The sequence below is a fragment of the Alcanivorax sp. genome (assembly GCF_002733835.1).
Lineage (GTDB): Bacteria > Pseudomonadota > Gammaproteobacteria > Pseudomonadales > Alcanivoracaceae > Alcanivorax.
The window spans coordinates 24,972-47,814 of sequence record NZ_NVWY01000038.1; the positions used below are offsets into that span (position 1 = coordinate 24,972).

Here is a 22,843-nt window from a genome sequence, read left to right on the forward strand (position 1 = left end):
AATGCCATTGGTGACATTGTTCAATGACAACTACTATGCAGGCAGAGATAACCAAGTTCTTGTCGTGGAGGGCCAACAAATGGTGAGTTCGGGCCGCACCTGGGGAAATGCCGGGGTGCCGGGCATCTATGTGGTGCTGTTGTACGACCTGTTGGTGGCCTTGAAGCTGGATGCGCCGACTCTGCTGGTGGGGTTGGGGGTGAGTCGGGATGAGCTGCTGGCGGTGGATCGCCGGGTCTCCATGTCCCTGGCCCAGACAGTGGCCGAGCGCGGGGTCGAAATGGTGGGCGATCGTGGTCTGGGGTTTCGCTATGCCCGGGCCATGAGCATTACCCTGCATGGCCCGGTGGGGCTGCTGGCCTTGTCCAGCGCCAGCGCTCAGGATGCCCTCGATGCAGCCTGCCGGTTTCTCGGCTTGCGCGCCCCGTTTCTGGAAATTCACCAAGCTCGCCATGCGGAGCAGGCCCATCTTCAATTACGCAGCACCCGTCCGTTAGGGGTGGCCCATGATTTTATTATCGAGGCCATGCTGGTGGGGCTGGTGTTCATGATCGAACAGCTGTTGGAGAGTTTGCCGGAGGGGTTGGAGATTCACCGTCGCGGCCCCGCGCCGGCCTGGCTGGCGGCGCTGCGGGACGATGTGGGGGTGCCGGTGCGGTTTGATCAGTCGGAAGACGCGCTGGTGTTTCCCTTGTCTGCCCTGGAGGCCCGGCCGCGTTTGGCGGACCCGCAGGTGGCAGCGATTGCCCGCGAGCAGTGCGAGATGGAGTTCCGTCAGTGGCGCACGGATGAGGACGGGGTCATGGCTGAACGCATTCGCAGTGCCCTCCAGGATCATATGGCACCTCTGCCTGCTCTGGAAAACATGGCCGATCGGCTGTCTGTTTCCCCGCGTACGTTGAAACGCCACCTGCAACAGGCCGGGCTCAGTTATCGCCAGCTCCAGGATGAAGAGCGTTACCGGCAAGCGAAGCGTTTATTGGTGAAGCCGGGCAGTAGTGTCAGTGAGGCAGCGTATACGCTGGGTTATAACGATGTGGCAAATTTCTCCAAGGCGTTTAAACGGTGGAGTGGTGGGGTTACGCCGAAAGGTTACCGCGACGGATGCTGAAGGGTGCCCTTTTTTGTATGCCGTTCGTCAGTTGGTGAGGGTGAGGCGGCTTGTAGTGGCACTTTATGTTCATCTTTAACTTACTGATATGAAAAGGCTATTTTCTGTTGCGATGTGACTTTGTTCATGGATTAGTCATTGAGACAGATTTGTGTATTTGACTCATTCGTAAGATCTTTGTATTTTTCTCCTTGTGACTGATTGGTCACACATAAAAACAAGGAAGAAAAGAGTGTTGCAGTCCTGGCACTTAAAACGACATTAACCAGAGACTCTTTCCCTCCACATAGCCATTCCAGCTAGCGCCGTGTCGCGCTTGGAGGATCAGCCATGCCACAGCCATTCAAAGGCGCCTGGACGCCTGTCATCTGGACTTATCGCTTTCTTCTCACACTGTTAATCCTGGTTGTCATGCCGCCTCTTTCTGCTGCTGATGATTTGCTGGACAGCAAGCATGGAGGTTCGGCCCAGTGGGATTTTTGTTACGGCAAACCGGACAGTGCGTTGTTACCCGAAGACCCCCGAACCTTGGTGCAAGCCGGCATCAGCGATGGCAAGGCGGTGCACTTCAATGCTTACTGGAAAGAATGCCACCTGAACCCGGAGTTGGTGAAAGAAGAAGGTCACCCGCAAACGTGTGGTGGCTTGCGTGATCGCTTCTATCATGGTGAAGGATTGTTGGAGACCGGTGGCCCGCAGGTGGGGGCCTTGTTTGCCGGGCAAGATCCGACACTGCCGGAGGCAGCGTTCGGGATTTCTACTTTCAACGCCCAGCAATTCAATCAGGTGTGGCGAATCTGGGGCGGTTTTCTCTTCCGTCCGGACAACTTTGATGAACTGGTGGCAGAGCGCTATGGTTCTGGCTTTGGCGAAGGCCGAAACCCGTACCCGCTTCCCGGCGAAGACCCGAACCGTACCAATGGTGGCTCGGGTAAGTTGCCGGAAATGCTGACCCAGATGCGTAATCCGGATGGCTCCTGGAGCGGTCGTATCGGGGTGACCTGCCATGCTTGCCACAGTGGTGTGGCAGGCTCAAAAGAAGGTACTGGGCCGGGGATGATCTATGGTGGTGGCAGCAGTCTGGCGGATCTTGATCTGCTGTTGAGGGATATGTTGCCGCTGGGTTATCCCGCCTCACTGGCGACTTTCGCTAACCTGAACCGGAGCCGCGGTACCAACAATGCCAGTGATATCAATCTGGCGTTCTTATTCCCGGATGAAGAGCCGCTTACTCCGGGCGAAGTGATCGGGGTACTTAATTCCGGCTCCACCGCAGATATGGATACCCCGGCCTGGTGGAATATGGGACACCGCCCTGCGAAATTTGTGGATGGGGTTTTCTCCATGGATGCAGGCCGGGTAGATATGGTGTTTTACACCCCGTTCTTTGGTTTGTTTGGTGCCATCGGTGGCCCTGTGAGTGAGCGTGGCCAAGATTGGATGCGTGCCCATGGCCCAGCTATCAACACGTGGGTGGAAGGACTGAAGTCGCCCGAGTATCCCTACCCGGTGGATGAATCTCTGGCCCGAGAAGGGGCGGAGTTATTCCATACTCTGGATATGTGGGCACAGGACCGTAACAATGCTGTGCCACGGCCGGAGGGTAACGGCTCCTGTGCCAGTTGCCATGGCGCCTACGCCAAACGCTATGCGCAAGACCCGGATTTCCTCGCTACCCCTGCGCTGGAAGGCATGGCCGGTTATATCGTACCCATGGATATTATCGGCACCGACCCGGTGCGCCTGGAGACCAACAACGAAGCGGTGCAACTGGCGGGTGCCAAGAATTTCTTCGGTTACCCGGCAACACGAGGTACGGATCAGGATTGCGGCCCCCAGAACCAGGCACATTTGCGGGGTGACCGTGAGCCTGGTTATCTGGCTCCGCCGCTGTATGGTGTGTGGGCATCCGCGCCGTATTTTCATAACGGCTCGGTGCCGAATGTTTGGGAGGTGCTTGATCCGGCTGAGCGCAAACCATTATGGCGTCGTAAGTCCACACCGGCCCGCTGGGACCAGAAAGGACGCGTGGTAATGGGTTATGACACCAACATGGATCGTGCCTATGACCAGAATCGATTGGGCTGGAAGTACGATACCATCACGTGCGAGCGGCGCACTTGGTGGAACCCCACGGTGGCGCCGTATATCAACTGCACACCAGGGGATGAATATGAAGACCCTCTGTTCCAGCAGCTGGCCTCGACTCTTTACTCAAACGTGATTCTGGCCTGGAACATCCTCAATCCGCCAACCCTGACCCGCGCGCAAATGGAAGATCGCAAGATCTTTAATACGCACATGCATGGCAAGGGGAATGAAGGGCATGCGTTCAATGATGTACTGACCGATCATGAGCGGCGTGCCTTGATTGAGTACCTGAAAACCTTATAAGTACGGTTTATCGCCGTAGGGGAAACACCTGCGCGACAGGTCGTATAAAAGTCAAAAAAGCCGCAGCCCCTTACAGGGATGCGGCCTTTTTGGGGTTGCCGACGAAGGGCGTCGTCGGCGTCGCAGCGCTTACTTGGCGTTCTCGTAAGCTTCGACAGATTTGATGATCTCGGCTTTGGCCGCTTCGGCGCCGTCCCAGCCATCAACTTTCACCCACTTGCCTGCTTCCAGCTCTTTGTAGTGCTCGAAGAAGTGCTTGATCTGGGCGAGCAGCAGCTCGGGCAGATCGTTGATGTCTTTCACGTTGTCGTAGATCTTGGTCAGCTTGGTGTGCGGTACCGCAACCAGCTTGGCATCTTTACCGGCTTCGTCGGTCATGTTCAGGATGCCGACCGGGCGACAGCGAATCACGGAACCGGGAACCACCGGGTAGGGGGTGACAACCAGCACGTCCAGCGGGTCGCCGTCTTCGGACAGGGTGTTTGGGATGTAGCCGTAGTTGGCCGGATAGAACATGGGGGTTGCCATGAAGCGGTCTACGAATACGGCGTTGCTGTCTTTGTCGATCTCGTACTTGATCGGGTCAGCGTTGGCCGGAATCTCGATGGCCACGTAGATGTCTTCGGGGAGGTCTTTCCCGGCGGGAACCTTAGCAAAATCCATGGTCTGTCCTTCTCAACAGGGTTGGTGGTGGGCGCGGATTATAGCAATGGCAGCGGGCTGCGGCTAATCGCCGAAGGTCGAACCGGCCTATGGAATAGGAATATCCTTATTCCACAGGCGGTCTGGGGGAGGGTGGTGGGCAAATCGGTGCTTATTGGGCTGATTTCCAGCCCGGGTAATCCCCTTGCAGTAGCTTCACGTTCTTGAAACCGGCATTTTCCAGCACGGTGGCAGCGGCACTGGCGCGGCGACCAGACTGGCAATACAGCACAATATCTTCCTTGCGATACTGCTCCATCATGTCCAGGTGGTGTTCCATCTGCTTGGCGGGCACCATGATGGCGCCTGGAATATGCCCGGCCAGATATTCGTCTTCATCGCGCACATCGATAATGATGGGGGCTTTGCCGTCCTGCATTTGCTGCTTCAGTTCGCTCACCGAGAGGCTGTCAGCGGCCCATAGTGGCGCCGAGAGCACGTTCAATAGGGCAAAGATTGAAACAATCAGATAACGCTTCATGGTTGAGACTCCTGTCGATTTTCCCATTCCTGCAGTTCCTCCCAGAGTTTTTCCGCGTCGCGTACCATGCTGGCGATGGAGGGTTTGGCTGCGGGATTGGAAAAACTGGCTGCGAGAGCGCGGCTGGCACACTCATAAACAAACGCTTTTTGGCTCATTTCGGCAAGGGTTTTGTTCACGGTTTCTCCCTGTTTTTCTTTTTGTTGACGTTAGCACTGCCTGGTTAGTGAGGATAGCCCGGTGCGGGACAGCGTGTGCACCGGTGACATTTTCGCTGTAGCCGTCACAATATCGCCATTGCCGGAATGATCCGTGCCCTCGTTTAGCTTGTCTCCAGGAGTCTGCAGCCATGAGTGTCCACGAAATCCATCACCCGTTGGTAAAACACAAACTCGGCCTGCTGCGCCAGAAAAACCTGAGTACGCGCAGTTTCCGCCAGCTCACCGCGGAAGTGGGCAGCCTGCTGACCTATGAAGCCACCAGCGACCTGGTGCTGGAGGATTATCAGGTGGATACCTGGATGGGCAAGGCGCCGGCCCAGCGCATCAGAGGCAAGAAAATCACCGTGGTGCCGATTCTGCGGGCCGGACTGGGGATGCTGGATGGCGTGCTGGAACTGATCCCCAGTGCCAAGGTCAGCGTGGTGGGTGTGTACCGGGATGAGGCAACCCTGGAGCCGGTGGCCTATTTCGAGAAGCTGGCCCACGATATCGACGAGCGCATGGCGCTGGTGATCGACCCGATGCTGGCGACTGGTGGCTCCATGCTGGCCTGTATCGATATGCTGAAAAAAGCCGGCTGTACCCAGATTCGTGCCCTGGTACTTGTGGCAGCCCCGGAGGGTATTCGCAAGGTCCAGGAGGCGCACCCGGATGTCTCCCTTTACACCGCTTCGGTGGATCAGGGGCTGAACGAGGACGGTTACATCATGCCGGGCCTGGGCGATGCCGGAGACAAGATATTCGGAACCAAGTAACTGGCACTTCCCTGATTATTGCCAACAGGAGCACCCCATGAGCCAGGCTGGCGGATTCTGGAACTGGAAGATTATTCTCATCGGCGCGCAGATGCTGTTTGTGGCTTTCGGGGCCATGGTGCTGATGCCGTTACTGACCGGGCTGGACCCCAGTGTGGCGCTGTTTACCGCGGGGCTGGGCACATTGTTGTTCCAGTGGATTACCCGCCGCTCAATTCCTGTTTTTCTGGCGTCCTCGTTTGTCTTTGTGGCGCCCATTTCCCATGGGGTGCAGCAGTGGGGCGTGCCGGCCACCATGGGCGCGTTGTTCTGTACCGCTGTGGTCTATGTGATTCTGGGGGCCTTGGTGAAGTGGCGCGGGCCGGGTTTTCTGCATCGCCTGATGCCGCCGGTGGTTACCGGCCCTATCATCATGGTGATAGGGCTTAGCCTGGCGCCCACGGCGGTGAACTTCGCCATGGGCATGTCCGGTAATGGCGAGATGCAGATGTTCCCTTACGGGGATGCCCTGCTGGTTTCCATGGTGTCGCTGCTGACTACCATGCTGGTGGCCACGCTGGGACATGGCCTGTTTCGGTTGCTGCCGATCCTGTGTGGCGTGGTGGCGGGTTACCTCACCGCGCTGGCCATGGGGATGGTGGATTTTTCCGGGGTGAATCAGGCGGGCTGGCTGTCAGTGCCGACCTTTATTGCGCCCACGTTTTACTGGCCCGCCATCCTGTTCATGGTGCCGGTGGCGTTGGCGCCTGCCATTGAGCATGTGGGTGATGTGCTGGCCATCAGTAATGTCACGGGCAAGGACTACATTCGCAAACCCGGCCTGCATCGCACGCTCACTGGAGATGGTGTGGCGAGCATGGCGGCGGCCCTGTTTGGCGGCCCGCCGAATACCACCTATTCGGAAGTCACCGGCGCGGTGATGCTCACCCGGGTGTTCAATCCGGTGGTCATGACCTGGACGGCTATTTTCGCCATCCTGCTGGCGTTTATCGGCAAGTTCGGCCTGCTGCTGCAAAGTATTCCCACGCCGGTGATGGGCGGCATTCTGATTCTCATGTTCGGGTCGATTGCCAGTGTGGGCATGAACACCCTGATCAAGGCGCAGGTGGATCTGCACGCCCAACGCAACCTGGTGATTGTGGCGGTTACGCTGATTTTCGGTATCGGTGGCATGGTCATGGGCAACGGTGACTTTACCTTGCAGGGCATCAGTCTGTGTGGCCTGGTGGCGGTGTTTTTGAATCAGGTCTTGCCCCATGCTCCGCCCGTCACGGACGATCTGCATGAAGAGCAGGAATACGTGGAGGACTTGCTGGAGCACGCCCGTAAAAACGGGCGTGATGACCGTTCCTAGACATTTTCCTTCGCGTCACCGGGTGCGGTGACAGACAATTGCCATGACACCCCGAAGCAGTCCTGCACCCAGCCGAACCAGGGGCTGAAGTCATAGCTGTCCAGGGGCATCAGCACGGTGCCGCCGTCTGCCAGTTTTGCAAAGGTGTCGGCTACTGCCTGTTTGTCCTTCAGGGCAAGACACAGCGAGGTCGATGGGGTGAAATCAAAGTCGTGGGGCACAGGGCTGTCAAAACAGTGTATCCGCACGTTGCCGATACGGCACCAGGCGGTTTTCACCTGGCCGTTTTCACCCATCTCGTCCGGGCCGTAGAGCGTTCGGCTCAGCAGCTCTAACGGAGCGATAGCGCTGTCGTAGAGATCGAGGGCCACGTTGGCCCGGCCCTGAAACATCAGTTGCACGGTTAGCGTGTCAGTCATGCGGGGCCTCGCTTTCCTGCAAAACGCGCTGATAGTGCGTTTCCCATTGTGTGTGTGTTGGCCAGAAGGACGAGCGGGGTTGGCCGTTCAGCTCTTCGGCCAGAATGCCCAGATGGGTGTGCCAGCCGCTGGCGACACTGATGCGGGTGTTTTCGTCAGCGGGCAAGCGGTGGTGGGTAAGCCGTAAATGAACCTGGTCGCCCTGCGCGCTCAAGAAAAAGGTGACTTCGCCTTCATTGTCACCCCAGGTATGGGCCAGCACATGGGGTGGCTCAAAGCGGGTAATGATGCCAGTCAGCGTGGCTCCACCTTCAATGGATTTGTACTTGTCCGGGGCCGGCTGGATATCCTCTGACAAATCCTGATGACGGAAATGAATCACCACTGCGCCACCCACAAACTCGCCCAGGGTGCCGCCACCCAGCCAGCGAGCGCGTTTGTCCGGGTCGGTCAGGTAGGCCCATACGCGCTCAATGGGGCCGGGCAGGGTGCGTTCTATCGTCAGGGTCGTAGCGTCGTCGAATCGTACATCGGTTTCCATCACAAACCTCCTGTCAGTCTCCGTCCTTGAGCGCCTGTTCCAGCGCGTCCAGTTTGTCGTTCCAGAACACCCGATAGCGTTGTAGCCAGGCGTCTGCCTCCGCCATGGGGGCGGCGTTGAGTCGGCAATGGTGCCTTCGGCCCTGCACCTCCCGGATAAGCAGCCCGGCCTTCTCCAGCACTTTGACGTGCTTGGAGGCGCCAGCAAATGACATGGCGAAAGGCTCTGCCAGTTCGCCCACGTTGCAAGGGCCCTGTTCCAGTTGTTGCAGCATGGCCCGCCGGGTGGGGTCGGCAAGAGCAGCAAAAACAGCATCCAGATGTTGATCGTTTTGTTTAACCATAAGGTTGAATTTATAGGTGCGGGAATGAATGTTCAACCATTTTGTTTAATGATGGCCGGGTTCCCGACAGGCGGTGCGTCCGGTGAGTTGCTGCATGACGCCGTTGGCGGTCAGCGTCAGGTAGCCCATGGGAATATCGAGAGCGGTGAGTCGCCGGGCCGTCCAGCTGTTACAGGTATTGCCGAGCCAGAAGGTACCGTGCGCAGGAAAGAAACGGCTGTCGCCATACAGCCCGGGGGCAGCTTCGATGGGGGTGCCGTTATCGTCCAGCACAAAGTCGTTGGCGATTGCCTGTTGCAGCGCTGCCAGTTGCATCCTGCTGACGCACAGCGGCTGAATGTCCCCGTGGGGGAGCGTTTCGGGGTGCCGGTGAAGTGCGGCCACATGCAGCACGCTGTTCGTTGGCCACAACATGGCGCGGACCAGTCGCCAGGTGCTGTTGTCCTGGCGGTAGAAGGCATCATCACCCCAACCCATTTCATAGTAAGCGGGTTTCGAAAAATAGGCAGGGAGAAACCGCAGTGCAGGATCGAGCTGCTCCGCAGGGAAGGCAATACCGGTATGCCAGCGATGGCGTACTACCAGTACGGTTACCTTGCTGTCATCGGCCGGGCTGTCGCCCGGTAACGACAGCAGCCCCGCAAGCATCACTACAGCAAAACGCATCATGGCCCCAGTGTAGCCGGTGATCTGATGGCAATCATGTGCAAGCGGCGCGCGATCTTGTAACGTCAATAAACCCGGCAAAGCCGGGTTCGGCACGGTCAATACTTGCCCGCGGCAAGACCGGACTGGAATTAACCGATACCCACGGGCCATTCAGGGAGAGAAGATAATGGACAGATCGAAAACCCGATTTGCATTCACGGTACCCGCGTTAACCGCGTTAGTGGTTGGCTCACTTTCAGCTCCTGTGGCGGCCTCTTCCCGTTGCGATGGCCTGGTCGGCTGTGAGCGGAAGTTCTGTGAGATTGAAACGCAGATAGATTACGCCGAGAAGCAGGCCAATGCAGATAAGGTCGCCGGGTTGAAAAAAGCCCTTTCCGAAGCCCGGGACCATTGCACGGATGACTCCCTGCGCCAGGAATTAAAAGACGATATTGAAGAATCGCGAAGTGATCTTCTGGACTATCAGGAAGATCTGGACGAGGCCCGGGCTGATGGTGACGAGGAAAAAGTCGCCAAGTACCAGAAAAAAATAGCGGACGAGATAGCAGAGCTGGAGGCCTTGCAGAAGGCCTTGTCCGAATTTTGAGTGATCGCGTGCCAGGGCCCCGCCATTTGTGAAGGCGGGGCTTTTCTGGTTAATTGGCTTATGAAAAAAGTGGCGCTTGTGGGCGGTCTTGCGTCTCGCCGCCACGGGAAGGGAAGCCAATAAAACCGGAGGGATCATGTTGAAACGCATTATGGCGATGGTATTCGCCTGGGGGATATCTGCCACGGCCAGTGCCAACACTTGCCACTATGATTTTACTGCCGAACGGGGAGAAGCCTACTCACTTGACCACATTGTGGCTTTTGTCACCGATGAAATCCGGCCGCGGCTGGGCAATGACAATACCATCCTGGATATCCATATTACCGAGCGTTGCCCGGGCAAGCAGCCAGTGGTAAACACCCTCGGCATGAACACCAAAAATCTCTACTTGCTCACCATCAACAAACTGCCGTTGCCGGACCATATCGTTCGCTACAACAATCGCTTGCCTCTGACGCTTAACAACGCCAATTTCGAGCACACCCTCAGTTTGATCGCTGACCAGGATTTCCTGAAATTTTACGCCGAGGGGGTAACCCGGAGTTACCGGGATGTGGAGGAGGAAATTCAGCAACAGAAGATTATTAAAATGCTGGCGTTCGTGTTCGCGGAGGCCCCGCGTTTTGAAAGTGCCGAAGTCGCTTTGAACAAAACCATGGCGGGGAATTGTTCCATCCGCTGGCATGATTTTGACTTCGCGTTACATAACTGGAGCAATATGTCCCGGTTTGTGATTGAGACGGAAACAGTGGGCAAGCAGCAGTATCGCGGAGGGGGTGCGGATCAGTTGCTTGCGCCTGTGACGGTGAAGCAGGAGGCCGCTTTTTTGAAAGCCATCAAGGCGGGGGAAGACTACCGGTTTAGCCATAATGCGGTGTTCGGGCAGTATGACTATGAGTGTTGATGGGCTGATGGCCGAGCATGAAAAAAATAGTCATCAGGCTGTCGAAACCGTAAGGGGCCAATCGATTAGATCATGAAGGCACATTGTGCCAGGACCCCCTAATGACTAATCAAGGAGACAGCGCCATGACTCGAATGATCTTTGTGAACCTGCCCGTGGCGGATTTGACGGTAGCCATGAACTTTTACTCTGCACTGGGGTTTGAGAACAACCCGCAATTCACTGACGAGACGGCTGCCTGCATGGTGTGGAGCGAAGCGATCCATGTGATGCTGCTGACCCACGACAAGTGGCGGACCTTTACGGACCGGCCGATTCCACCTTCCTCTTCCAGTGAAGTGATGCTGGCGCTTTCCTTTGATAGTCGTGATGCGGTGGATGCGGTGAATGCGGCCGCTGCGGAGAACGGTGGCACTGCCGATATCAACCCGGTTCAGGATCTGGGGTTTATGTATAACCGCAACCTGGCGGACCCGGACGGGCATGTATGGGAAATGATGTGGATGGACATGGCGGCGATGGAGGGCTAGTGCTGGCTCCCCGATTCCTGTCCGAGCTACGAAGCCCCTCTGTAGGAGTTCCCTTCCAGGGGACGAACCCGAGCCCAGGCGAGGGAAACGGGGTAGGTTTACCTCATGCCTTCATTCAGTTTGTTGAAACCTGAAGTCCCTGACCGACCTTCGATCGATTCCGTGCTTCGCACGGTTCGCCCCCTGGAAGGGAACTCCTACAGGGGGGAGTGTGGTTGAAGGCGTGAATCTGGAGTAAAATAAAAACGCCCCGCGATGCGGGGCGTTTTTCGTTTCGGGGTGTGGCTTAGGTGTGGCTTACACCTCGAAGGCGTCGTTCAGCTTCTTGGCCACCGGGGCCAGTTTCAGCTTGGCGAACTGCGGCAGGCCGTTTTTGAAAGGCGGGTAGGACTCGCCACCAATCAGCGGCTCCAGGTAGGCGCGGCCGGCAGGGGTGATGCCGAAGCCATCCTTGCTGATGTACTTGCGCGGCATTTTCTTTTCCACGTTGGCGACTTTCTTCAGTGGGGCTTCGCCGATGGTCCAGCTGTACTTTTTGGTGTCCTTGCGAACCACGGTGGGCATGACCGCATTCTTGCCGGCCACGGCGAATTCCACCGCGGCACGGCCCACGGCGTAGGCCTGCTCCACGTCGGTGGCGGAGGCAATGTGGCGTGCTGCCCGCTGCAGGTAGTCGCTCACCGCCCAGTGGTATTTGTAGCCCAGTTTGTCTTTCACCATCTGTGCAATGACCGGCGCCACGCCGCCCAGCTGCTTGTGGCCGAAGGCGTCGGTGTTGCCGGCGTCGGCCAGGAAGGTGCCGTCTTCGTAACGGGCGCCTTCGGAGACCACGATCACGCAGTAACCGGCTTTCTTGACGGTGGCGTCCACCTTCTTCATGAAGGCGGCCTTGTCGAAAGCAATTTCCGGGAACAGGATCAGGTGCGGCGCATCATCGGCGTCTTCCTTGGCCAGGCCGGCGGATGCGGCAATCCAGCCCGCGTGGCGGCCCATGACTTCCATCACGAACACCTTGGTGGAGGTGGCGCACATGCTGGCCACGTCCAGGGCGGCTTCGCGGCAGCTCACTGCGGTGTATTTGGCTACGGAGCCGAAACCCGGGCTCACGTCGGTGAAGGGCAGGTCGTTGTCCACGGTCTTGGGTACGTGGATGGCCTGAATCGGGTAACCCATCTTCTCCGACAGCTGGGAGACTTTCAGGCAGGTGTCGGCGGAGTCGCCACCACCGTTGTAGAAGAAGTAGCCGATGTTGTGTGCCTTGAAGACTTCGATCAGGCGCTCGTATTCGCGCTGGGAGGTCTTCAGGTCTTTCAGTTTGTAGCGGCAGGAGCCGAAGGCGCCGCCGGGGGTGTGCTTGAGCGCTTCAATGGCGCTTTTGCTTTCTTTGCTGGTATCGATCAGCTCTTCAGTGAGTGCGCCGATGATGCCGTTTCGGCCGGCGTAGACCTTGCCGATGACATCCTTGTTTTCCCGGGCGGCTTCGATAACGCCGGCGGCGGAAGCATTGATGACAGCGGTGACACCGCCGGACTGAGCGTAGAAAGCATTTTTACGCGCCATGTGAGACCCCTTGATTCAATTTGCGTGCATTCTAGCGAAGCAGGCCATGAAACACACCCGCAGTTGTCGGACGAAAAAGACAAGCCAGGCGCTTCCAGCTGCGAGACGCGGGATGGGTAGGTGCCTGCCTGGTGCGCTGTGCCCGCGATACTAAGAGGGAGGAGGGGAGTAACGGCAGTGGTTTTATGTTTTCTAGTAGCTGGAAGCTGGCATCTAGTAGCTGTTTCTCCCCGGCTCTGAAAGAATAGCGGCCCGGAGGATCCATGACTGTATTGATGACCCTGTTTTGGCGGTTGGCCATATTTCGTGCCAGCCCGGAGAATGCCCCGTATTCTCCATCGTTGCTGGCGCTGGTGCTGGCCGGCTGGTTTGTGTTGCAGCTACTGGTGGGCAGCCTGCAGACCGCATTGCCCATTGGCGTGTTGGTGAGCAGCCAGTTGCTGTCGTTGGCGGTGGTGCTGGCGGGCACAGGCCTGTTGCTATCGTTCAAGGGGCTGCAGGGGCGCTGGTTGCAGACCGCTCTGTCGTTGGTGGGGGTGGATGTGATTCTGACCCTCATGAGCCTGCCGTTGCTGGCAGTGAATACCAGCATGGAGCAGTCGCTGAGTGCTATCGAGTTGCTGTATCTGGTGCTGGTGAGCTGGCAGTTGGCGGCGCAGAGTTTTATCTACCATCGCTCCCTGAATGTGGGGCCCTTCCTTGGGCTCGGGGTGGCCATGACGTTGCTGGTAGCCAGTTATGCGGGTGTGGTGCTGTTGTTGCCTGAGGTGGTGACGGGCCCAGGCTGAGTGGCAGTCGGCATCTGATCCAGTGATCCGGGCAGTACTGGCAAAACAGCGAATGAGGGAGCGCAACAACCTTTCCTTCTCTCATCCTGCCCGCCGGTTATGTAGGCGCTGTCGGATAGTCGGGCCATTCTGCCGCGTTGCTGATTAATTGAGGCGATCCAGTGCGGCGGCACGTTGCTGCTCGCTGGCGTTAAAGAGGCGAGCTCGCAGGGCATCCAGCTGTTCTTTTTTGTCGTCGCTGCTCAGGGCGGCGTGATTGATCTGGTCTCGCTGCTGCGTGTAATTCTGATAACGGTGTCGCCAGGCCTGACGCTCTGCCTCCAGTGCCTGCAGACGCAGGGCGGCGGCATCGCCGAATTGCTGCTGCCGGAATGCATACAGCTCCTCGGCACTGGCTCCCTCTTGTTTCATCGACTGTTCCCGGGCCGGAAGGTGCTGCAGGTCATACTGCTGCTGGTATTGCTTTGCCAGCGCCTGTGGAAGGGTGCTGCGAAGGGCTCTCAGGGCTGCCGTCTTTTCCTCATCGGAACGGTCTGAGGTCATGATGTCGTGCCGCTCCAGGCTGAACCGGTCGTAGCGATCTTCGTCGGCGAACAGGGTATTGGCGGTATCGGCGCCGAAGGTCTCTTGGCGTAGTTGTTGACGCATTTGCAGTTTACGGCGGATGTCGTCATCGCCATTACCGGAATAATGGGCGGCGTAATCGCCGCTGGCGAATGCGGTGCGGTAATGGTGATAGCGGTCAAGCAGGTCAAGCAGGTCAGCAGCGGCGATGGCGCCGGCGTTTTGTCGTGCCCATTGCTCCATCAGTTTACGGATTGTCGCGTCCGGCATTTCTCCACTCAGGGAAAGAAAGTAATCCATGATCGCCTTGCTGCTGCTGTTTGCGATCAGGTGACCCTGTGAGTCGGTCATGAGTTTGCCGGGAACCTGTGTGCCCGATAAGGAGGTATTGGCCAGTACGTCGGAGAACGCCGGTTTGGCAATGCCGGGTGACTCGGTGGCCGGCCTGTGGGTGTGGCTGGCCTGCGCATCGGGTTGATGTTGTGCCGGTTGAGCATGCTGGGGTACAGGAATACGTTTGAGCCCCCAGAATACCCCGGTGGCCAATACAAAGACGGTGGCCAGAAGTGCAAGTGTGCGTGTCATGGTCTTGTCTCGATCCGGATTGCCCCGCAGGAAAGCCGGTCCCTGCGGGGAGGGTTGCGTTACAGGCCAGCGTTTTTCAGGCGGTTGGCCTGATTGCGGTATAACGTTTTCGGGTCGGTTTCCCAGCCCATCAGGCCGAACAGCTGGCGGATGGCATCCGCGTGGTTGTGGCGGTAGTTGTGGCGAATGGGTTTGCCCAGGTACATGCCGCACAGGGGCAATACACCGTCATGCTTGACGCCGGAAGGGAAGGCAAACTGGGTGACGGTGACCAGCAGGCTGTCGAAGGGGTCGAACAGGTTGGTGTGCACGCCGGTACCGCCCCAGGACCAGTAGCGCACACCATTGACGGAATGCTGGCCGCTGGTGCCACAGGCAGAGCTGGGCATGGCCTGGGGGTAGCGTTGATTGAACGCGGCCATGCCTGCGGTGGTGGAATCGGCGAGTACTGCCGTGGCGGACTGGTCATTGGCATTGGGGCCGCCGGATGCCATTTCCCACAGGGCGCCAAACCCCCCGGCGATCATGTCGGCGAGCCCTTCCGATACGCTGCCTTCAGGCAGTACTCCACGAATGATATCGGCAACCCGGGTACCGCGGTTCTCACCGTGCACGGAGGTAACCGACGCCACCAGATCCGGGCGCACTGCTGCCACATAGCGGGCGGTGGGGGCGCCCTGTGAGTGAGCGATCAGGTTGGCTTTTTGCGCCCCGGTGACGGCCAGGTAGTTTTCGATCTGGGTAATCAGTTCTTCACCACGGTATTCATTGCTTTGCAGGGCACTGACGTTGCTTTCGTACACATCCGCACCGTAGTCGCGCATGTCATCGGCGATACCGTAGAAATAATCGATACCGGCAATGTCATCGAACGCGATGATGCCACCCACCAGAACGATGGGGTAGCGGGTGTCGGCGTAGCGTGTGTCTTTTCCGAACCAGGACCAGGCATGGGCCTGGCTGGTGCTTAATATCAGAACGGTGGCCATGATCAGGCCACGGGCGATGATCGACATGTTTGTTCTCCTGTTTATTAGAATGCAGCCGGCGCCATGGCTGCTGGTTTTGTTTGTCGACGACTGGACTATAGGAAGGTTTGGTGATACTGACTTGTAGGAATGGGGCGTGGTCGAATCGGGTTTTTGGCGCACTGTGACGGGATTCACAGGCACTACTGATTCGATGCAGTAAGTCTGCAAAGACTGTTTTTCAGTCGAGAAAAAATATGGAAGACAAGAATAATAATCTGAATGAACAAGCCGACGTGCCACCTTCCACGTTGTATCTGTGGCGTTTGAGAACGCTCTATGTGGGCTATCTCGGCAGCCGTATTACTTTTTCAGCCGGGGCGCATACCCTGTTGTTTGGCCTGGAAGATGACGTGTTGCTTGACGTAAGCGGAGAGAGATTTCGTGCTCGAACGCTGTTGTTGCCTGCCGGTGTCTCGTTTACCGCTGATCCGCAGGGAAAGCAGATTGCCTGTTGTTTTCTGGATCCGCTGGGCCGGGATTATTTGTTTCATCAGCGTTTGATGCAATGGCGCGAGCCCGGCTTTTACTCTGATTCTTCGCTGCAGGGCAGGCAGCTGTCGGTACTGAAGCAGGCATATCGCGATAGCCTGGATGCCGATGAAGTGTATGGGCAGTTAGCAGATCTGCTTTTCCCCGCAGCCAGTACCGAGGTAGAAGGGTTCAGGCCGGATGCCCGCATTGCCCGCATTATCGAGCTGATCCGTTCGGACCCGGCACAGAATTATTCCAATGAGGATCTTGCCAGCCAGGTGGGGTTGTCAGGGGCGCGTCTGCAGCGCGTGTTCAAGGATGCCACCGGGATCCCTATCCGCCGCTACCGCCTGTGGCACCGCTTGTTTGTGACCTCGACGATGATGTCCATGGGCAGTTCGCTCACGGATGCGGCGCTGACGGCGGGGTTTTCCGATTCGTCCCATTTGTCCCATGTATTTCAGAATATGCTGGGCATGTCCCCTTCCGCCATGCTCGGCCATTCGCGCAGGAACCGGGTGCTGGTCGGGGCGGGAGAGCCTGGCGAGCAGGCTTGAGGTGAATTCCGCTGCGCAGCCTCTTCACCTTGTAGCCCCTTGCCGTTATGGTGCAGGGAATCTTAATGTTGGCAGTTCCTTCCCATGCATATTCATATTCTTGGTATTTGCGGCACTTTCATGGGGTCGCTGGCGCAGCTGGTAAAGGCCCAGGGGCATCACGTCACCGGCAGCGACCTGAACGTCTACCCGCCCATGAGTGATCAGCTGGAAGCGGCCGGTATTACCCTGACCCAGGGATATGACCCTGCCCAGCTGGAGCCTGCGCCGGATCTGGTGGTGGTCGGCAATGCGCTGAGTCGTGGCAACCCGGCAGTGGAAGCGGTGCTGGATCGCGGTTTGCCGTATACCTCCGGGGCACAGTTACTCGAAGAGGTGGTGCTTCCCGGCCGTTGGGTGATGGCGGTGTCCGGCACCCACGGCAAGACCACCACCAGTTCCATGCTGGCCTGGATTTTGGAATACGCGGGCTTAAATCCCGGTTACCTGATCGGCGGTGTGCCAGGTAATTTTGGTGTGTCTGCCCGGCTGGGCGAGACGCCTTTTTTTGTGGTGGAGGCGGACGAGTACGACACGGCATTTTTCGATAAGCGCAGCAAGTTTGTGCACTACCGCCCCCGTACCGTGATCCTCAATAATCTGGAATTTGATCACGCGGATATCTTTGCGGATCTGGCGGCAATCCAGACCCAGTTCCATCATCTGATTCGCACCGTGCCTTCCTCCGGGCGGTTGATTCTGCCTAACGGTGAAACAGCACTGGAAGAGACGCTGGATCAGGGATGCTGGAGTGAAGTGGAGCGTTTCGGCGAAGACCAAGCGCTGGGCTATCGTCTGGATCAGGACGACGGCTCGGTCTTTACCGTGCTGGAAAACGGCGAGCCAGTGGCACAGGTGCGTTGGGATCAGACTGGCCGTCACAGTGTGAACAATGGCATGGCCGCGTTACTGGCCGCCCGCCATGTGGGCGTGGCCCTGGCCGATGGCGCCGCAGCGTTATCGGAATTTGTGGGTGTGAAGCGGCGCATGGAGCTACGCGGCGAGGTGAGCGGTGTGCGGGTGTACGACGACTTTGCCCACCATCCCACGGCCATTGCCACGACCCTGGATGGCCTGCGACGCAAGGTAGGCGACGGCAAGATTCTCGCCATTATCGAACCTCGCTCCAACACCATGCGGCTGGGAAATCACAAGGCGGCGTTGGCTGGCAGCACCGTCTGCGCCGATGAGGTAATCTGGTATCAGCCACCGGGCCTGGACTGGTCGCTGGATTCGGTGCTCAGCGAGTCGCCAGTGCCCGCATCGGTCAGTGAATCGCTGGATGAGATTGTGGCCAAAGTAGTGAGCCACAAAGGTGAGCCGTTGAATGTGGTGGTGATGAGCAACGGCGGGTTTGGCGGCATTCACCAGAAACTGCTGGATGCGTTGGCTGAATAAACGCTGCACGCTTCACGCCACAAGCGGCAATGCGTTGTAGCGTGAAGCGTGCGGCGTGATGCGGTTTCAAGGAGGTTGCCATGTTCTGGTCTGTACTCTGGGCTTCGGTCCATTACCTCAGCATTCTGATGTTGTTTGCTTGCCTGTATGGCGAGCTGTTGCTGTGGCGGACGGGGATCAATGAGCGCAATGTGCGCACGTTATTGTGGTTGGATATCGGCTACGGCTTGTCGGCGTTGGTGGTATTGATCAGCGGCCTGGCCCGGGCGGGCTGGACGGAAAAAGGCTGGAACTTCTATCTGGCGAACCCCTGGTTCCATGGCAAGGTCACGCTGTTTGTGTTGATCGCCTTGCTAAGCCTGTATCCCACCAAGGTGCTGCTGGGCTGGCGAAAATCGGTGAAAGCCGGCCACGTACCGGAAATCGATGACAAGCTGCAACGCAACCTGCGCGGTGTGCTGGTGGCGGAAATTCATTTGGTCATTCTGATGCCGATTCTGGCGGCGATGATGGCCAGAGGCGTCGGGATGGGCTCATGACTCAACGCATTACGCTTGCCTTTACGGGCGCTTCCGGAGCGCCATATGGCCTGAGACTGCTGCAGTGTCTGCTGGATGCGGACTGCGAGGTTTTTGTGCTGCTGTCCAAGGCCGCACGTGTGGTGATTGGTACGGAAACCGAACTGAAGCTTCCTGCAGGTACTGGCCAGGCTGAGCAGGCCTTGCGTGAGTGGGTAAAGACCGACAAGGGACGGCTGGTCGTCTGCGGGCTGGAACAATGGACCGCGCCGGTTGCCTCCGGCAGTGGTGCCCCCGCGGCCATGGTGGTGTGCCCCTGTTCCACCGGAACCCTGTCTGCCATTGCCACGGGCGCCAGTGATAACCTGATTGAGCGCGCTGCGGATGTGGCGATCAAGGAAGGGCGCAAGTTGATTCTGGTGCCCCGCGAATCGCCTTTTTCTGCGATTCATCTGGAAAATATGCTCAAACTTTCCCGCCTCGGTGTCACCATCATGCCCGCCGCGCCGGGTTTCTATCACCAGCCACAAAGCGTGGACGATCTGGTGGATTTCATGGTGGCCCGGTTACTCGATCATCTTGGTGTGGAGCAGACCCTGGTGAAACGCTGGGGAGAATAACCCCGGCCTGGCTACGACGCGACTGTAGGAGTACCTCTCGAGGTGCGAACCTTGCGAAGCAAGGAAATCACCCGCAGGGCGATCGGGGAGATCAGTGCTCGACTGCGCCGGAAAGAAGGGTCGATATCGTTGATTTCTCTCGCCTCGCTGTCGCTCGGTTCGCGCCACAAGCGGCGTTATTCGCTTCGCTCACCCTTCGGGCCGCACGGAACGACGTGCGTTACTCCGCTACGCTCCGTTCTATAATAGCCCCAACTCACTGCACTAACAGATGCCCCACCAAACCCAGGGCAAATCCGGCAACAGCGCCTTGTGACGGCGCCCAGGACCGCTTCAGTGGAACTTGCGGGGCGATGTCCTGGAAAATCAGGTAGAGAATGCCGCCGCTGGCAAACAGCATAATGCCGCCCAGTATGACTGGCATGTTTACCAATACCGCAAAGCCCAGCCAGGCGCTGACAGGCCCAAGAAGGGATAGCCCGGCAAAGGCGAGAATGATCTTGCCCGGGGCAAGCCCGCCGCTATCACGTATTTCACGGTAGGCGTTGAACCCTTCCGGCAGATTCTGCATGCCAATCAGGAACGCCAGCAGAAAGGCCTGGCCGCCTCCCACTGCCAGCGCGGCGCCCAGTGCGATAGCTTCGGGAACAAAATCGAGAAGCATGGCCAGCAATTGCGACATGGCGCCCCCTTTGGCGGCGAGCGCGCGATCGATCAGCATGAACACCACGCCGCCGCCGACAAACATCAGGGTGGCGGAGAACGGGGTGTGATGTTTTGCCCCTTCCGGCACCAGCACCAGCGCCACGGCAGCCAGCAGGGCGCCACCGCCAAAGGCAATCACGGTATGGCGAACTTCCTGGCGTAGCCAGTCACGGGCGATATGTTGTTTGACGGCAATCAGTGCGCCGACGGCCATGCTCAGGCCGGCGGCCAGGCTGAGCAGTAATGCCAGAGTTAATGGGCTCACAGACCTTCCTTGGTAGTCCGGTAGAAAACGCGAAGGGGCAGAACCGGAACGGATGCCGTTCCGCCAGCGGTTTAACGTTATTGAATTAAACAGTAATGACTGGCGGGGAGGGGATCAACTGTGGCGGTGCAGGGCACCGCTCTGTTCAGCTGTTGCTCAGGTCGTAGTCTACCGGGGCGATGACCTTCACCGGAACGCTGCCGCTATCCAGTTCCTTGGGAGGGGCATCAAAGCGCAGACGTGCAACCAGTTCCCTGGTGGCGCGATCGAGAATGCGGCTACCGGAGCTTTCGGTGATTTCAACCTGCTCAGCGCGGCCGGAGGCATTGATCACGAAGGACACTTTTACGGTTCCTTGCTGGCGGCGCATCTTGGCCCGGTGCGGATACTGCTTGTTGTAATCAATCGTGTCGCGCACCTTGGCCAGGTACTTGTTGAGCGCATTTTCCGTGTCACCGGATTGATGCACCCCTTTGCCGGGGTCGCCTGCCATGCCTTTGGCGCCCTGGGTCAAAGGTTGTGCTGAAACCTCTTCTTCGGCGTTATTGTCCTCGGTTTCCGCTGGCGTGGTTTCGGCCACTTGCGGCTCGGGGACGGGCTCTGGTTTGGGTTCCGGTTTCGGTTTTGGCTTCGCTACCGGTTTGGGCTTGGGTTTGGGCTTCGGCTTCGGCTTCGGCTTTGGCTTTGGCTGCGGCGCAGGCTGGGCCTTGGGCTGTGGCGCTGGCGCGGCGGGTTTCGGAGCCGGTGGTGCCGACAGGTTGATGGCAATTTCGCTCACGCCGGGCTTGGCCGGGCGGCCACCAGCCAGGGTCATGGCCCCGACGGTGACCAGCACACTGACGTGGACCAGAATAGAGATAACCCAAGCGGAAAAATTGCGGGGCTTCATGGTGCCTCCTGGCTACTGCTGTCTGGCGCGGCATCGCTCTGGGTGACCAGGCGAACCTGCTCCACACCCAAGCCTTGCAGGGTTTCCAAACGTTCGCGCAAGGCTTGCATGGATATTCCTGCGTCGGCCAGCAGGCGGACTTCCGCTTCTTCCGGATTGTCGCCAAGCAGGGCCAGTAATGCCTCTTCGCTTAACGGCTCGGCGCTGTCTTCGGCAAACCATTGCCCATCGTTCTGCATCACAAGCAGCAGCTTGTCCCGGGCTTCCTCGCCGTTGGCGGTCTGGCTCATGGGGGCTTCTACCGCCACGGTGGGGCGCTTGGCCAATTGCCCGGCCAGCATGAAGAAGATCAACAACAGGAAGACCACATTGATCAGTGGCAGTACCGGCTCCAGTGGCGGTCTGCGTGATGAAGTTTCCATGATCATCATGGCAACAGCTCCAGTTGGACATCGCGAACGCCGGCGGCCTTCATGGCATCCACGGCGGTCAGTGCCTGTTGCAGGGTGGCGTCCGGATTCACCGTGACCCACACCTTGCTCTTGCTGGTGTCCAGGCGGTCTGCCACGGCGGCCGGGGTAAAGCTGACGCCGTTGAGCGTCAGCATACCGCTGGCCTGCACTTCAATCACCAGCCAGTGTTCATCCGGCTGCTCGGTGCTGTCTGCAGGCTGCACATTCACGGGCAAGTCATGGTATTGCCCGAAACGGGTGGCAAGCATAAAGAACACCAGCAGGATGAACACCACATCAATCAGGGGTGTCAGGCTGATAAAGGGCGTGCGATGACGCTCCGGTTCAATATGCATGCGACACCGACGGGTCGCGATCCTCTTCCAGAGGTTCGGGAGCCGTGTGGTTGTTGCGCAGTACTTTCAGGCGAGACAAGCGGTCCTGCATCTTTTCGCGGCATTGCTCGATGCTGCGGTCGGCCCAGTGGAATGCGGCCAGAGTCGGGATCGCCACGGTGAGGCCGGCGGCGGTGGTCAGCAGGGCTTCCCAGATACCGCCGGAAAGAATCGAGGGATCCACCTGTGAGCCAGCGGTTTCCAGTGCCTGGAAAGCGCCGATCATGCCGAATACGGTACCCAGCAGGCCCAGCAACGGGGCGATGGCGCTGATCACTTCCAGCACCCGCAGGCCGCCGCGCAGTTCATCCAGGCCGCTGCGCGCCAGGCGCAGGCTTTCTTCTTGCCAGGCGGCTTCGTCCAGATTACGGTTCTGCCAGCACTGCCACAGAACCCGGTCGATGGGGCTGTTGAGCTTGCCCGGCTCGCCGGGCTGTTTGCCCTGACGCAGCGCGTTGAGCAGCTGGTCCGCCTGGCGGCTGTTGCCGGGGCGGATACGGGCAAATTGCAGGATCTTGGAAATCAGCGTGGCCAGGGCAATAACGGACAGCAGGGCGAGGACCCACATGGTGGCGCCGCCACTGACAAACCATTCCGGCAAGTGCAGGGAAATTGGGGGCATGGAAAACTCCAGCTATGGGCAAATGATCAGGTGCCCGGTCTTGGGTACACAAAGGCTTATGTAGTCTACCGCGTAATAATGGAAGCCCGATGACAGGAAATCACAGGGTGGCGCGCGGCAATTACATAAGCGTCAAGGGTTGAATAGGGTTCGCAATACTAAGAGTTTTACCTTCTTAATGCAAGTCATTCCTATTTGGGATGTATTCACAGGTAGCGGCAAAATGCCGCAGGTAAAAGGGCTGAGAGGGGAGCGGGCACGAAAAAGGCGCCGAAGCCACTGCTGTCCCACAGTTGGCAGCCTCATAAAGCGAACCTCATTTGAGGTTCGCTTTTTTTGTGCCTGTCAGGCTCAGGATGAAGGATGTCTTT

At 58.3% G+C, this 22,843-nt stretch carries 27 protein-coding genes; 12 read left to right on the forward strand and 15 right to left on the reverse strand.

Annotation, left to right across the window (positions count from 1 at the left end; translation table 11 throughout):
• Positions 1 to 79 precede the first annotated feature (79 nt).
• Positions 80 to 1,111 (forward strand): AraC family transcriptional regulator, encoded by a 1,032-nt coding sequence (locus tag COA55_RS13975; protein ID WP_290502646.1) that lies wholly within the window; start codon positions 80 to 82, stop codon positions 1,109 to 1,111.
• Between the two features lie 330 nt (positions 1,112 to 1,441).
• Positions 1,442 to 3,505, forward strand: a complete 2,064-nt coding sequence (locus COA55_RS13980; protein WP_290502647.1) for a hypothetical protein — start codon at positions 1,442 to 1,444, stop codon at positions 3,503 to 3,505.
• A gap of 129 nt (positions 3,506 to 3,634) precedes the next feature.
• Here the strand turns inward: COA55_RS13980 and ppa are convergent, their stop codons facing one another.
• From ppa to COA55_RS13995, 3 genes are all read right to left on the reverse strand, one after another.
• The gene (ppa, locus tag COA55_RS13985) at positions 3,635 to 4,168 is read right to left on the reverse strand and encodes an inorganic diphosphatase (RefSeq protein ID WP_007149355.1); all 534 of its coding nucleotides are present in this window, start codon (positions 4,166 to 4,168) and stop codon (positions 3,635 to 3,637) included.
• Between the two features lie 151 nt (positions 4,169 to 4,319).
• Entirely contained in the window at positions 4,320 to 4,688 is a 369-nt protein-coding gene (locus tag COA55_RS13990; protein WP_063538629.1) for a rhodanese-like domain-containing protein, read from the reverse strand.
• Complete coding sequence (locus tag COA55_RS13995; RefSeq protein WP_063537662.1) at positions 4,685 to 4,867, reverse strand: hypothetical protein; 183 nt, start codon at positions 4,865 to 4,867, stop codon at positions 4,685 to 4,687. Before COA55_RS13995 ends, COA55_RS13990 begins: the two co-directional genes overlap by 4 nt.
• Before the next feature lie 170 nt (positions 4,868 to 5,037).
• On the opposite strand from COA55_RS13995, the gene upp reads away from it, so the two are divergent.
• Together upp and COA55_RS14005 are read left to right on the forward strand one after the other, a co-directional pair.
• Entirely contained in the window at positions 5,038 to 5,664 is a 627-nt protein-coding gene (upp, locus tag COA55_RS14000; protein ID WP_290502648.1) for a uracil phosphoribosyltransferase, read from the forward strand.
• Positions 5,665 to 5,701: 37 nt separating this feature from the next.
• Positions 5,702 to 7,018: a uracil-xanthine permease family protein gene (locus tag COA55_RS14005; protein WP_290502649.1), complete on the forward strand. Its 1,317-nt coding sequence runs from the start codon at positions 5,702 to 5,704 to the stop codon at positions 7,016 to 7,018.
• Here COA55_RS14005 and COA55_RS14010 read toward each other — a convergent pair.
• Genes COA55_RS14010 through COA55_RS14025 form a run of 4 tightly spaced genes read right to left on the reverse strand, consistent with a single transcriptional unit; the run spans position 7,015 to position 8,990 of the window.
• Positions 7,015 to 7,437, reverse strand: a complete 423-nt coding sequence (locus COA55_RS14010) for a VOC family protein (protein WP_290502650.1) — start codon at positions 7,435 to 7,437, stop codon at positions 7,015 to 7,017. The genes COA55_RS14005 and COA55_RS14010 overlap by 4 nt on opposite strands.
• On the reverse strand, positions 7,430 to 7,978 hold the full coding sequence (locus COA55_RS14015) for an SRPBCC family protein (RefSeq protein ID WP_063520341.1): 549 nt from the start codon (positions 7,976 to 7,978) through the stop codon (positions 7,430 to 7,432). The genes COA55_RS14010 and COA55_RS14015 overlap by 8 nt, the downstream gene beginning before the upstream one ends.
• 13 nt (positions 7,979 to 7,991) lie before the next feature.
• On the reverse strand, positions 7,992 to 8,321 hold the full coding sequence (locus COA55_RS14020) for a metalloregulator ArsR/SmtB family transcription factor (protein ID WP_063520348.1): 330 nt from the start codon (positions 8,319 to 8,321) through the stop codon (positions 7,992 to 7,994).
• 45 nt (positions 8,322 to 8,366) lie between these two features.
• Positions 8,367 to 8,990: a DUF2459 domain-containing protein gene (locus tag COA55_RS14025; RefSeq protein WP_290502651.1), complete on the reverse strand. Its 624-nt coding sequence runs from the start codon at positions 8,988 to 8,990 to the stop codon at positions 8,367 to 8,369.
• Between the two features lie 166 nt (positions 8,991 to 9,156).
• Between COA55_RS14025 and COA55_RS14030 the strand changes: the two genes are divergently transcribed.
• From COA55_RS14030 to COA55_RS14040, 3 genes are all read left to right on the forward strand, one after another.
• Positions 9,157 to 9,576 carry a DUF1090 domain-containing protein gene (locus COA55_RS14030; RefSeq protein WP_290502652.1) on the forward strand — a complete coding sequence of 140 codons (420 nt, stop codon included), beginning with the start codon at positions 9,157 to 9,159 and terminating at the stop codon, positions 9,574 to 9,576.
• A gap of 136 nt (positions 9,577 to 9,712) precedes the next feature.
• Positions 9,713 to 10,483 carry a hypothetical protein gene (locus COA55_RS14035; protein ID WP_290502653.1) on the forward strand — a complete coding sequence of 257 codons (771 nt, stop codon included), beginning with the start codon at positions 9,713 to 9,715 and terminating at the stop codon, positions 10,481 to 10,483.
• A gap of 125 nt (positions 10,484 to 10,608) precedes the next feature.
• Complete coding sequence (locus COA55_RS14040; RefSeq protein WP_290502654.1) at positions 10,609 to 11,013, forward strand: VOC family protein; 405 nt, start codon at positions 10,609 to 10,611, stop codon at positions 11,011 to 11,013.
• 297 nt (positions 11,014 to 11,310) lie between these two features.
• On the opposite strand, the gene COA55_RS14045 is transcribed toward COA55_RS14040, so the two are convergent.
• Positions 11,311 to 12,573, reverse strand: a complete 1,263-nt coding sequence (locus tag COA55_RS14045) for a 6-phosphofructokinase (protein ID WP_290502655.1) — start codon at positions 12,571 to 12,573, stop codon at positions 11,311 to 11,313.
• Positions 12,574 to 12,836: 263 nt separating this feature from the next.
• On the opposite strand from COA55_RS14045, the gene COA55_RS14050 reads away from it, so the two are divergent.
• Entirely contained in the window at positions 12,837 to 13,361 is a 525-nt protein-coding gene (locus COA55_RS14050) for a hypothetical protein (protein ID WP_290502656.1), read from the forward strand.
• Positions 13,362 to 13,505: 144 nt separating this feature from the next.
• Here the strand turns inward: COA55_RS14050 and COA55_RS14055 are convergent, their stop codons facing one another.
• Both COA55_RS14055 and COA55_RS14060 read right to left on the reverse strand, forming a co-directional pair.
• The gene (locus tag COA55_RS14055) at positions 13,506 to 14,510 is read right to left on the reverse strand and encodes a lipase secretion chaperone (RefSeq protein ID WP_290502657.1); all 1,005 of its coding nucleotides are present in this window, start codon (positions 14,508 to 14,510) and stop codon (positions 13,506 to 13,508) included.
• A 59-nt stretch (positions 14,511 to 14,569) separates the two neighbouring features.
• On the reverse strand, positions 14,570 to 15,526 hold the full coding sequence (locus COA55_RS14060) for a triacylglycerol lipase (protein WP_290502658.1): 957 nt from the start codon (positions 15,524 to 15,526) through the stop codon (positions 14,570 to 14,572).
• A gap of 209 nt (positions 15,527 to 15,735) precedes the next feature.
• Here COA55_RS14060 and COA55_RS14065 point away from each other — a divergent pair, with 209 nt between their 5' ends.
• The 4 genes from COA55_RS14065 (at position 15,736) to COA55_RS14080 (ending at position 19,144) form a co-directional block, all read left to right on the forward strand.
• Positions 15,736 to 16,569: an AraC family transcriptional regulator gene (locus tag COA55_RS14065; RefSeq protein WP_290502659.1), complete on the forward strand. Its 834-nt coding sequence runs from the start codon at positions 15,736 to 15,738 to the stop codon at positions 16,567 to 16,569.
• 84 nt (positions 16,570 to 16,653) lie between these two features.
• Positions 16,654 to 18,006, forward strand: a complete 1,353-nt coding sequence (gene mpl / locus COA55_RS14070) for a UDP-N-acetylmuramate:L-alanyl-gamma-D-glutamyl-meso-diaminopimelate ligase (protein WP_290502660.1) — start codon at positions 16,654 to 16,656, stop codon at positions 18,004 to 18,006.
• 80 nt (positions 18,007 to 18,086) lie between these two features.
• Positions 18,087 to 18,545, forward strand: a complete 459-nt coding sequence (locus COA55_RS14075; RefSeq protein ID WP_063519374.1) for a DUF2214 family protein — start codon at positions 18,087 to 18,089, stop codon at positions 18,543 to 18,545.
• Complete coding sequence (locus COA55_RS14080; protein WP_290502661.1) at positions 18,542 to 19,144, forward strand: flavin prenyltransferase UbiX; 603 nt, start codon at positions 18,542 to 18,544, stop codon at positions 19,142 to 19,144. Before COA55_RS14075 ends, COA55_RS14080 begins: the two co-directional genes overlap by 4 nt.
• 256 nt (positions 19,145 to 19,400) lie before the next feature.
• Here COA55_RS14080 and COA55_RS14085 read toward each other — a convergent pair whose 3' ends face one another.
• The 5 genes from COA55_RS14085 to COA55_RS14105 form a co-directional block, all read right to left on the reverse strand.
• Entirely contained in the window at positions 19,401 to 20,114 is a 714-nt protein-coding gene (locus COA55_RS14085; protein ID WP_082872277.1) for a divalent cation transporter, read from the reverse strand.
• 145 nt (positions 20,115 to 20,259) lie between these two features.
• On the reverse strand, positions 20,260 to 21,003 hold the full coding sequence (locus COA55_RS14090) for an energy transducer TonB (RefSeq protein WP_290502662.1): 744 nt from the start codon (positions 21,001 to 21,003) through the stop codon (positions 20,260 to 20,262).
• Complete coding sequence (locus tag COA55_RS14095; RefSeq protein WP_290502663.1) at positions 21,000 to 21,434, reverse strand: biopolymer transporter ExbD; 435 nt, start codon at positions 21,432 to 21,434, stop codon at positions 21,000 to 21,002. The genes COA55_RS14090 and COA55_RS14095 overlap by 4 nt, the downstream gene beginning before the upstream one ends.
• Complete coding sequence (locus tag COA55_RS14100; protein ID WP_290502664.1) at positions 21,431 to 21,811, reverse strand: biopolymer transporter ExbD; 381 nt, start codon at positions 21,809 to 21,811, stop codon at positions 21,431 to 21,433. Before COA55_RS14100 ends, COA55_RS14095 begins: the two co-directional genes overlap by 4 nt.
• The gene (locus COA55_RS14105; RefSeq protein ID WP_063519379.1) at positions 21,801 to 22,472 is read right to left on the reverse strand and encodes a MotA/TolQ/ExbB proton channel family protein; all 672 of its coding nucleotides are present in this window, start codon (positions 22,470 to 22,472) and stop codon (positions 21,801 to 21,803) included. The genes COA55_RS14100 and COA55_RS14105 overlap by 11 nt, the downstream gene beginning before the upstream one ends.
• Positions 22,473 to 22,843 lie beyond the last annotated feature (371 nt).

Excerpts from the sequence above, each read along its gene's own strand:
- COA55_RS14095 (WP_290502663.1), bottom strand. The coding sequence starts at position 21,434 with ATGATGATCATGGAAACTTCATCACGCAGACCGCCACTGGAGCCGGTA.
- COA55_RS14005 (WP_290502649.1), top strand. The coding sequence starts at position 5,702 with ATGAGCCAGGCTGGCGGATTCTGGAACTGGAAGATTATTCTCATCGGC.
- COA55_RS14090 (WP_290502662.1), bottom strand. The coding sequence starts at position 21,003 with ATGAAGCCCCGCAATTTTTCCGCTTGGGTTATCTCTATTCTGGTCCAC.
- COA55_RS14065 (WP_290502659.1), top strand. The coding sequence starts at position 15,736 with ATGGAAGACAAGAATAATAATCTGAATGAACAAGCCGACGTGCCACCT.
- COA55_RS14100 (WP_290502664.1), bottom strand. The coding sequence starts at position 21,811 with ATGCATATTGAACCGGAGCGTCATCGCACGCCCTTTATCAGCCTGACA.
- ppa (WP_007149355.1), bottom strand. The coding sequence starts at position 4,168 with ATGGATTTTGCTAAGGTTCCCGCCGGGAAAGACCTCCCCGAAGACATC.
- COA55_RS14030 (WP_290502652.1), top strand. The coding sequence starts at position 9,157 with ATGGACAGATCGAAAACCCGATTTGCATTCACGGTACCCGCGTTAACC.
- COA55_RS14015 (WP_063520341.1), bottom strand. The coding sequence starts at position 7,978 with ATGGAAACCGATGTACGATTCGACGACGCTACGACCCTGACGATAGAA.
- COA55_RS14060 (WP_290502658.1), bottom strand. The coding sequence starts at position 15,526 with ATGTCGATCATCGCCCGTGGCCTGATCATGGCCACCGTTCTGATATTA.
- upp (WP_290502648.1), top strand. The coding sequence starts at position 5,038 with ATGAGTGTCCACGAAATCCATCACCCGTTGGTAAAACACAAACTCGGC.
- COA55_RS14040 (WP_290502654.1), top strand. The coding sequence starts at position 10,609 with ATGACTCGAATGATCTTTGTGAACCTGCCCGTGGCGGATTTGACGGTA.
- COA55_RS14025 (WP_290502651.1), bottom strand. The coding sequence starts at position 8,990 with ATGATGCGTTTTGCTGTAGTGATGCTTGCGGGGCTGCTGTCGTTACCG.
- COA55_RS14080 (WP_290502661.1), top strand. The coding sequence starts at position 18,542 with ATGACTCAACGCATTACGCTTGCCTTTACGGGCGCTTCCGGAGCGCCA.
- COA55_RS14055 (WP_290502657.1), bottom strand. The coding sequence starts at position 14,510 with ATGACACGCACACTTGCACTTCTGGCCACCGTCTTTGTATTGGCCACC.
- COA55_RS14075 (WP_063519374.1), top strand. The coding sequence starts at position 18,087 with ATGTTCTGGTCTGTACTCTGGGCTTCGGTCCATTACCTCAGCATTCTG.
- mpl (WP_290502660.1), top strand. The coding sequence starts at position 16,654 with ATGCATATTCATATTCTTGGTATTTGCGGCACTTTCATGGGGTCGCTG.
- COA55_RS14035 (WP_290502653.1), top strand. The coding sequence starts at position 9,713 with ATGTTGAAACGCATTATGGCGATGGTATTCGCCTGGGGGATATCTGCC.
- COA55_RS14045 (WP_290502655.1), bottom strand. The coding sequence starts at position 12,573 with ATGGCGCGTAAAAATGCTTTCTACGCTCAGTCCGGCGGTGTCACCGCT.
- COA55_RS13990 (WP_063538629.1), bottom strand. The coding sequence starts at position 4,688 with ATGAAGCGTTATCTGATTGTTTCAATCTTTGCCCTATTGAACGTGCTC.
- COA55_RS14010 (WP_290502650.1), bottom strand. The coding sequence starts at position 7,437 with ATGACTGACACGCTAACCGTGCAACTGATGTTTCAGGGCCGGGCCAAC.
- COA55_RS13975 (WP_290502646.1), top strand. The coding sequence starts at position 80 with ATGGTGAGTTCGGGCCGCACCTGGGGAAATGCCGGGGTGCCGGGCATC.
- COA55_RS14050 (WP_290502656.1), top strand. The coding sequence starts at position 12,837 with ATGACTGTATTGATGACCCTGTTTTGGCGGTTGGCCATATTTCGTGCC.
- COA55_RS14020 (WP_063520348.1), bottom strand. The coding sequence starts at position 8,321 with ATGGTTAAACAAAACGATCAACATCTGGATGCTGTTTTTGCTGCTCTT.
- COA55_RS14105 (WP_063519379.1), bottom strand. The coding sequence starts at position 22,472 with ATGCCCCCAATTTCCCTGCACTTGCCGGAATGGTTTGTCAGTGGCGGC.
- COA55_RS13980 (WP_290502647.1), top strand. The coding sequence starts at position 1,442 with ATGCCACAGCCATTCAAAGGCGCCTGGACGCCTGTCATCTGGACTTAT.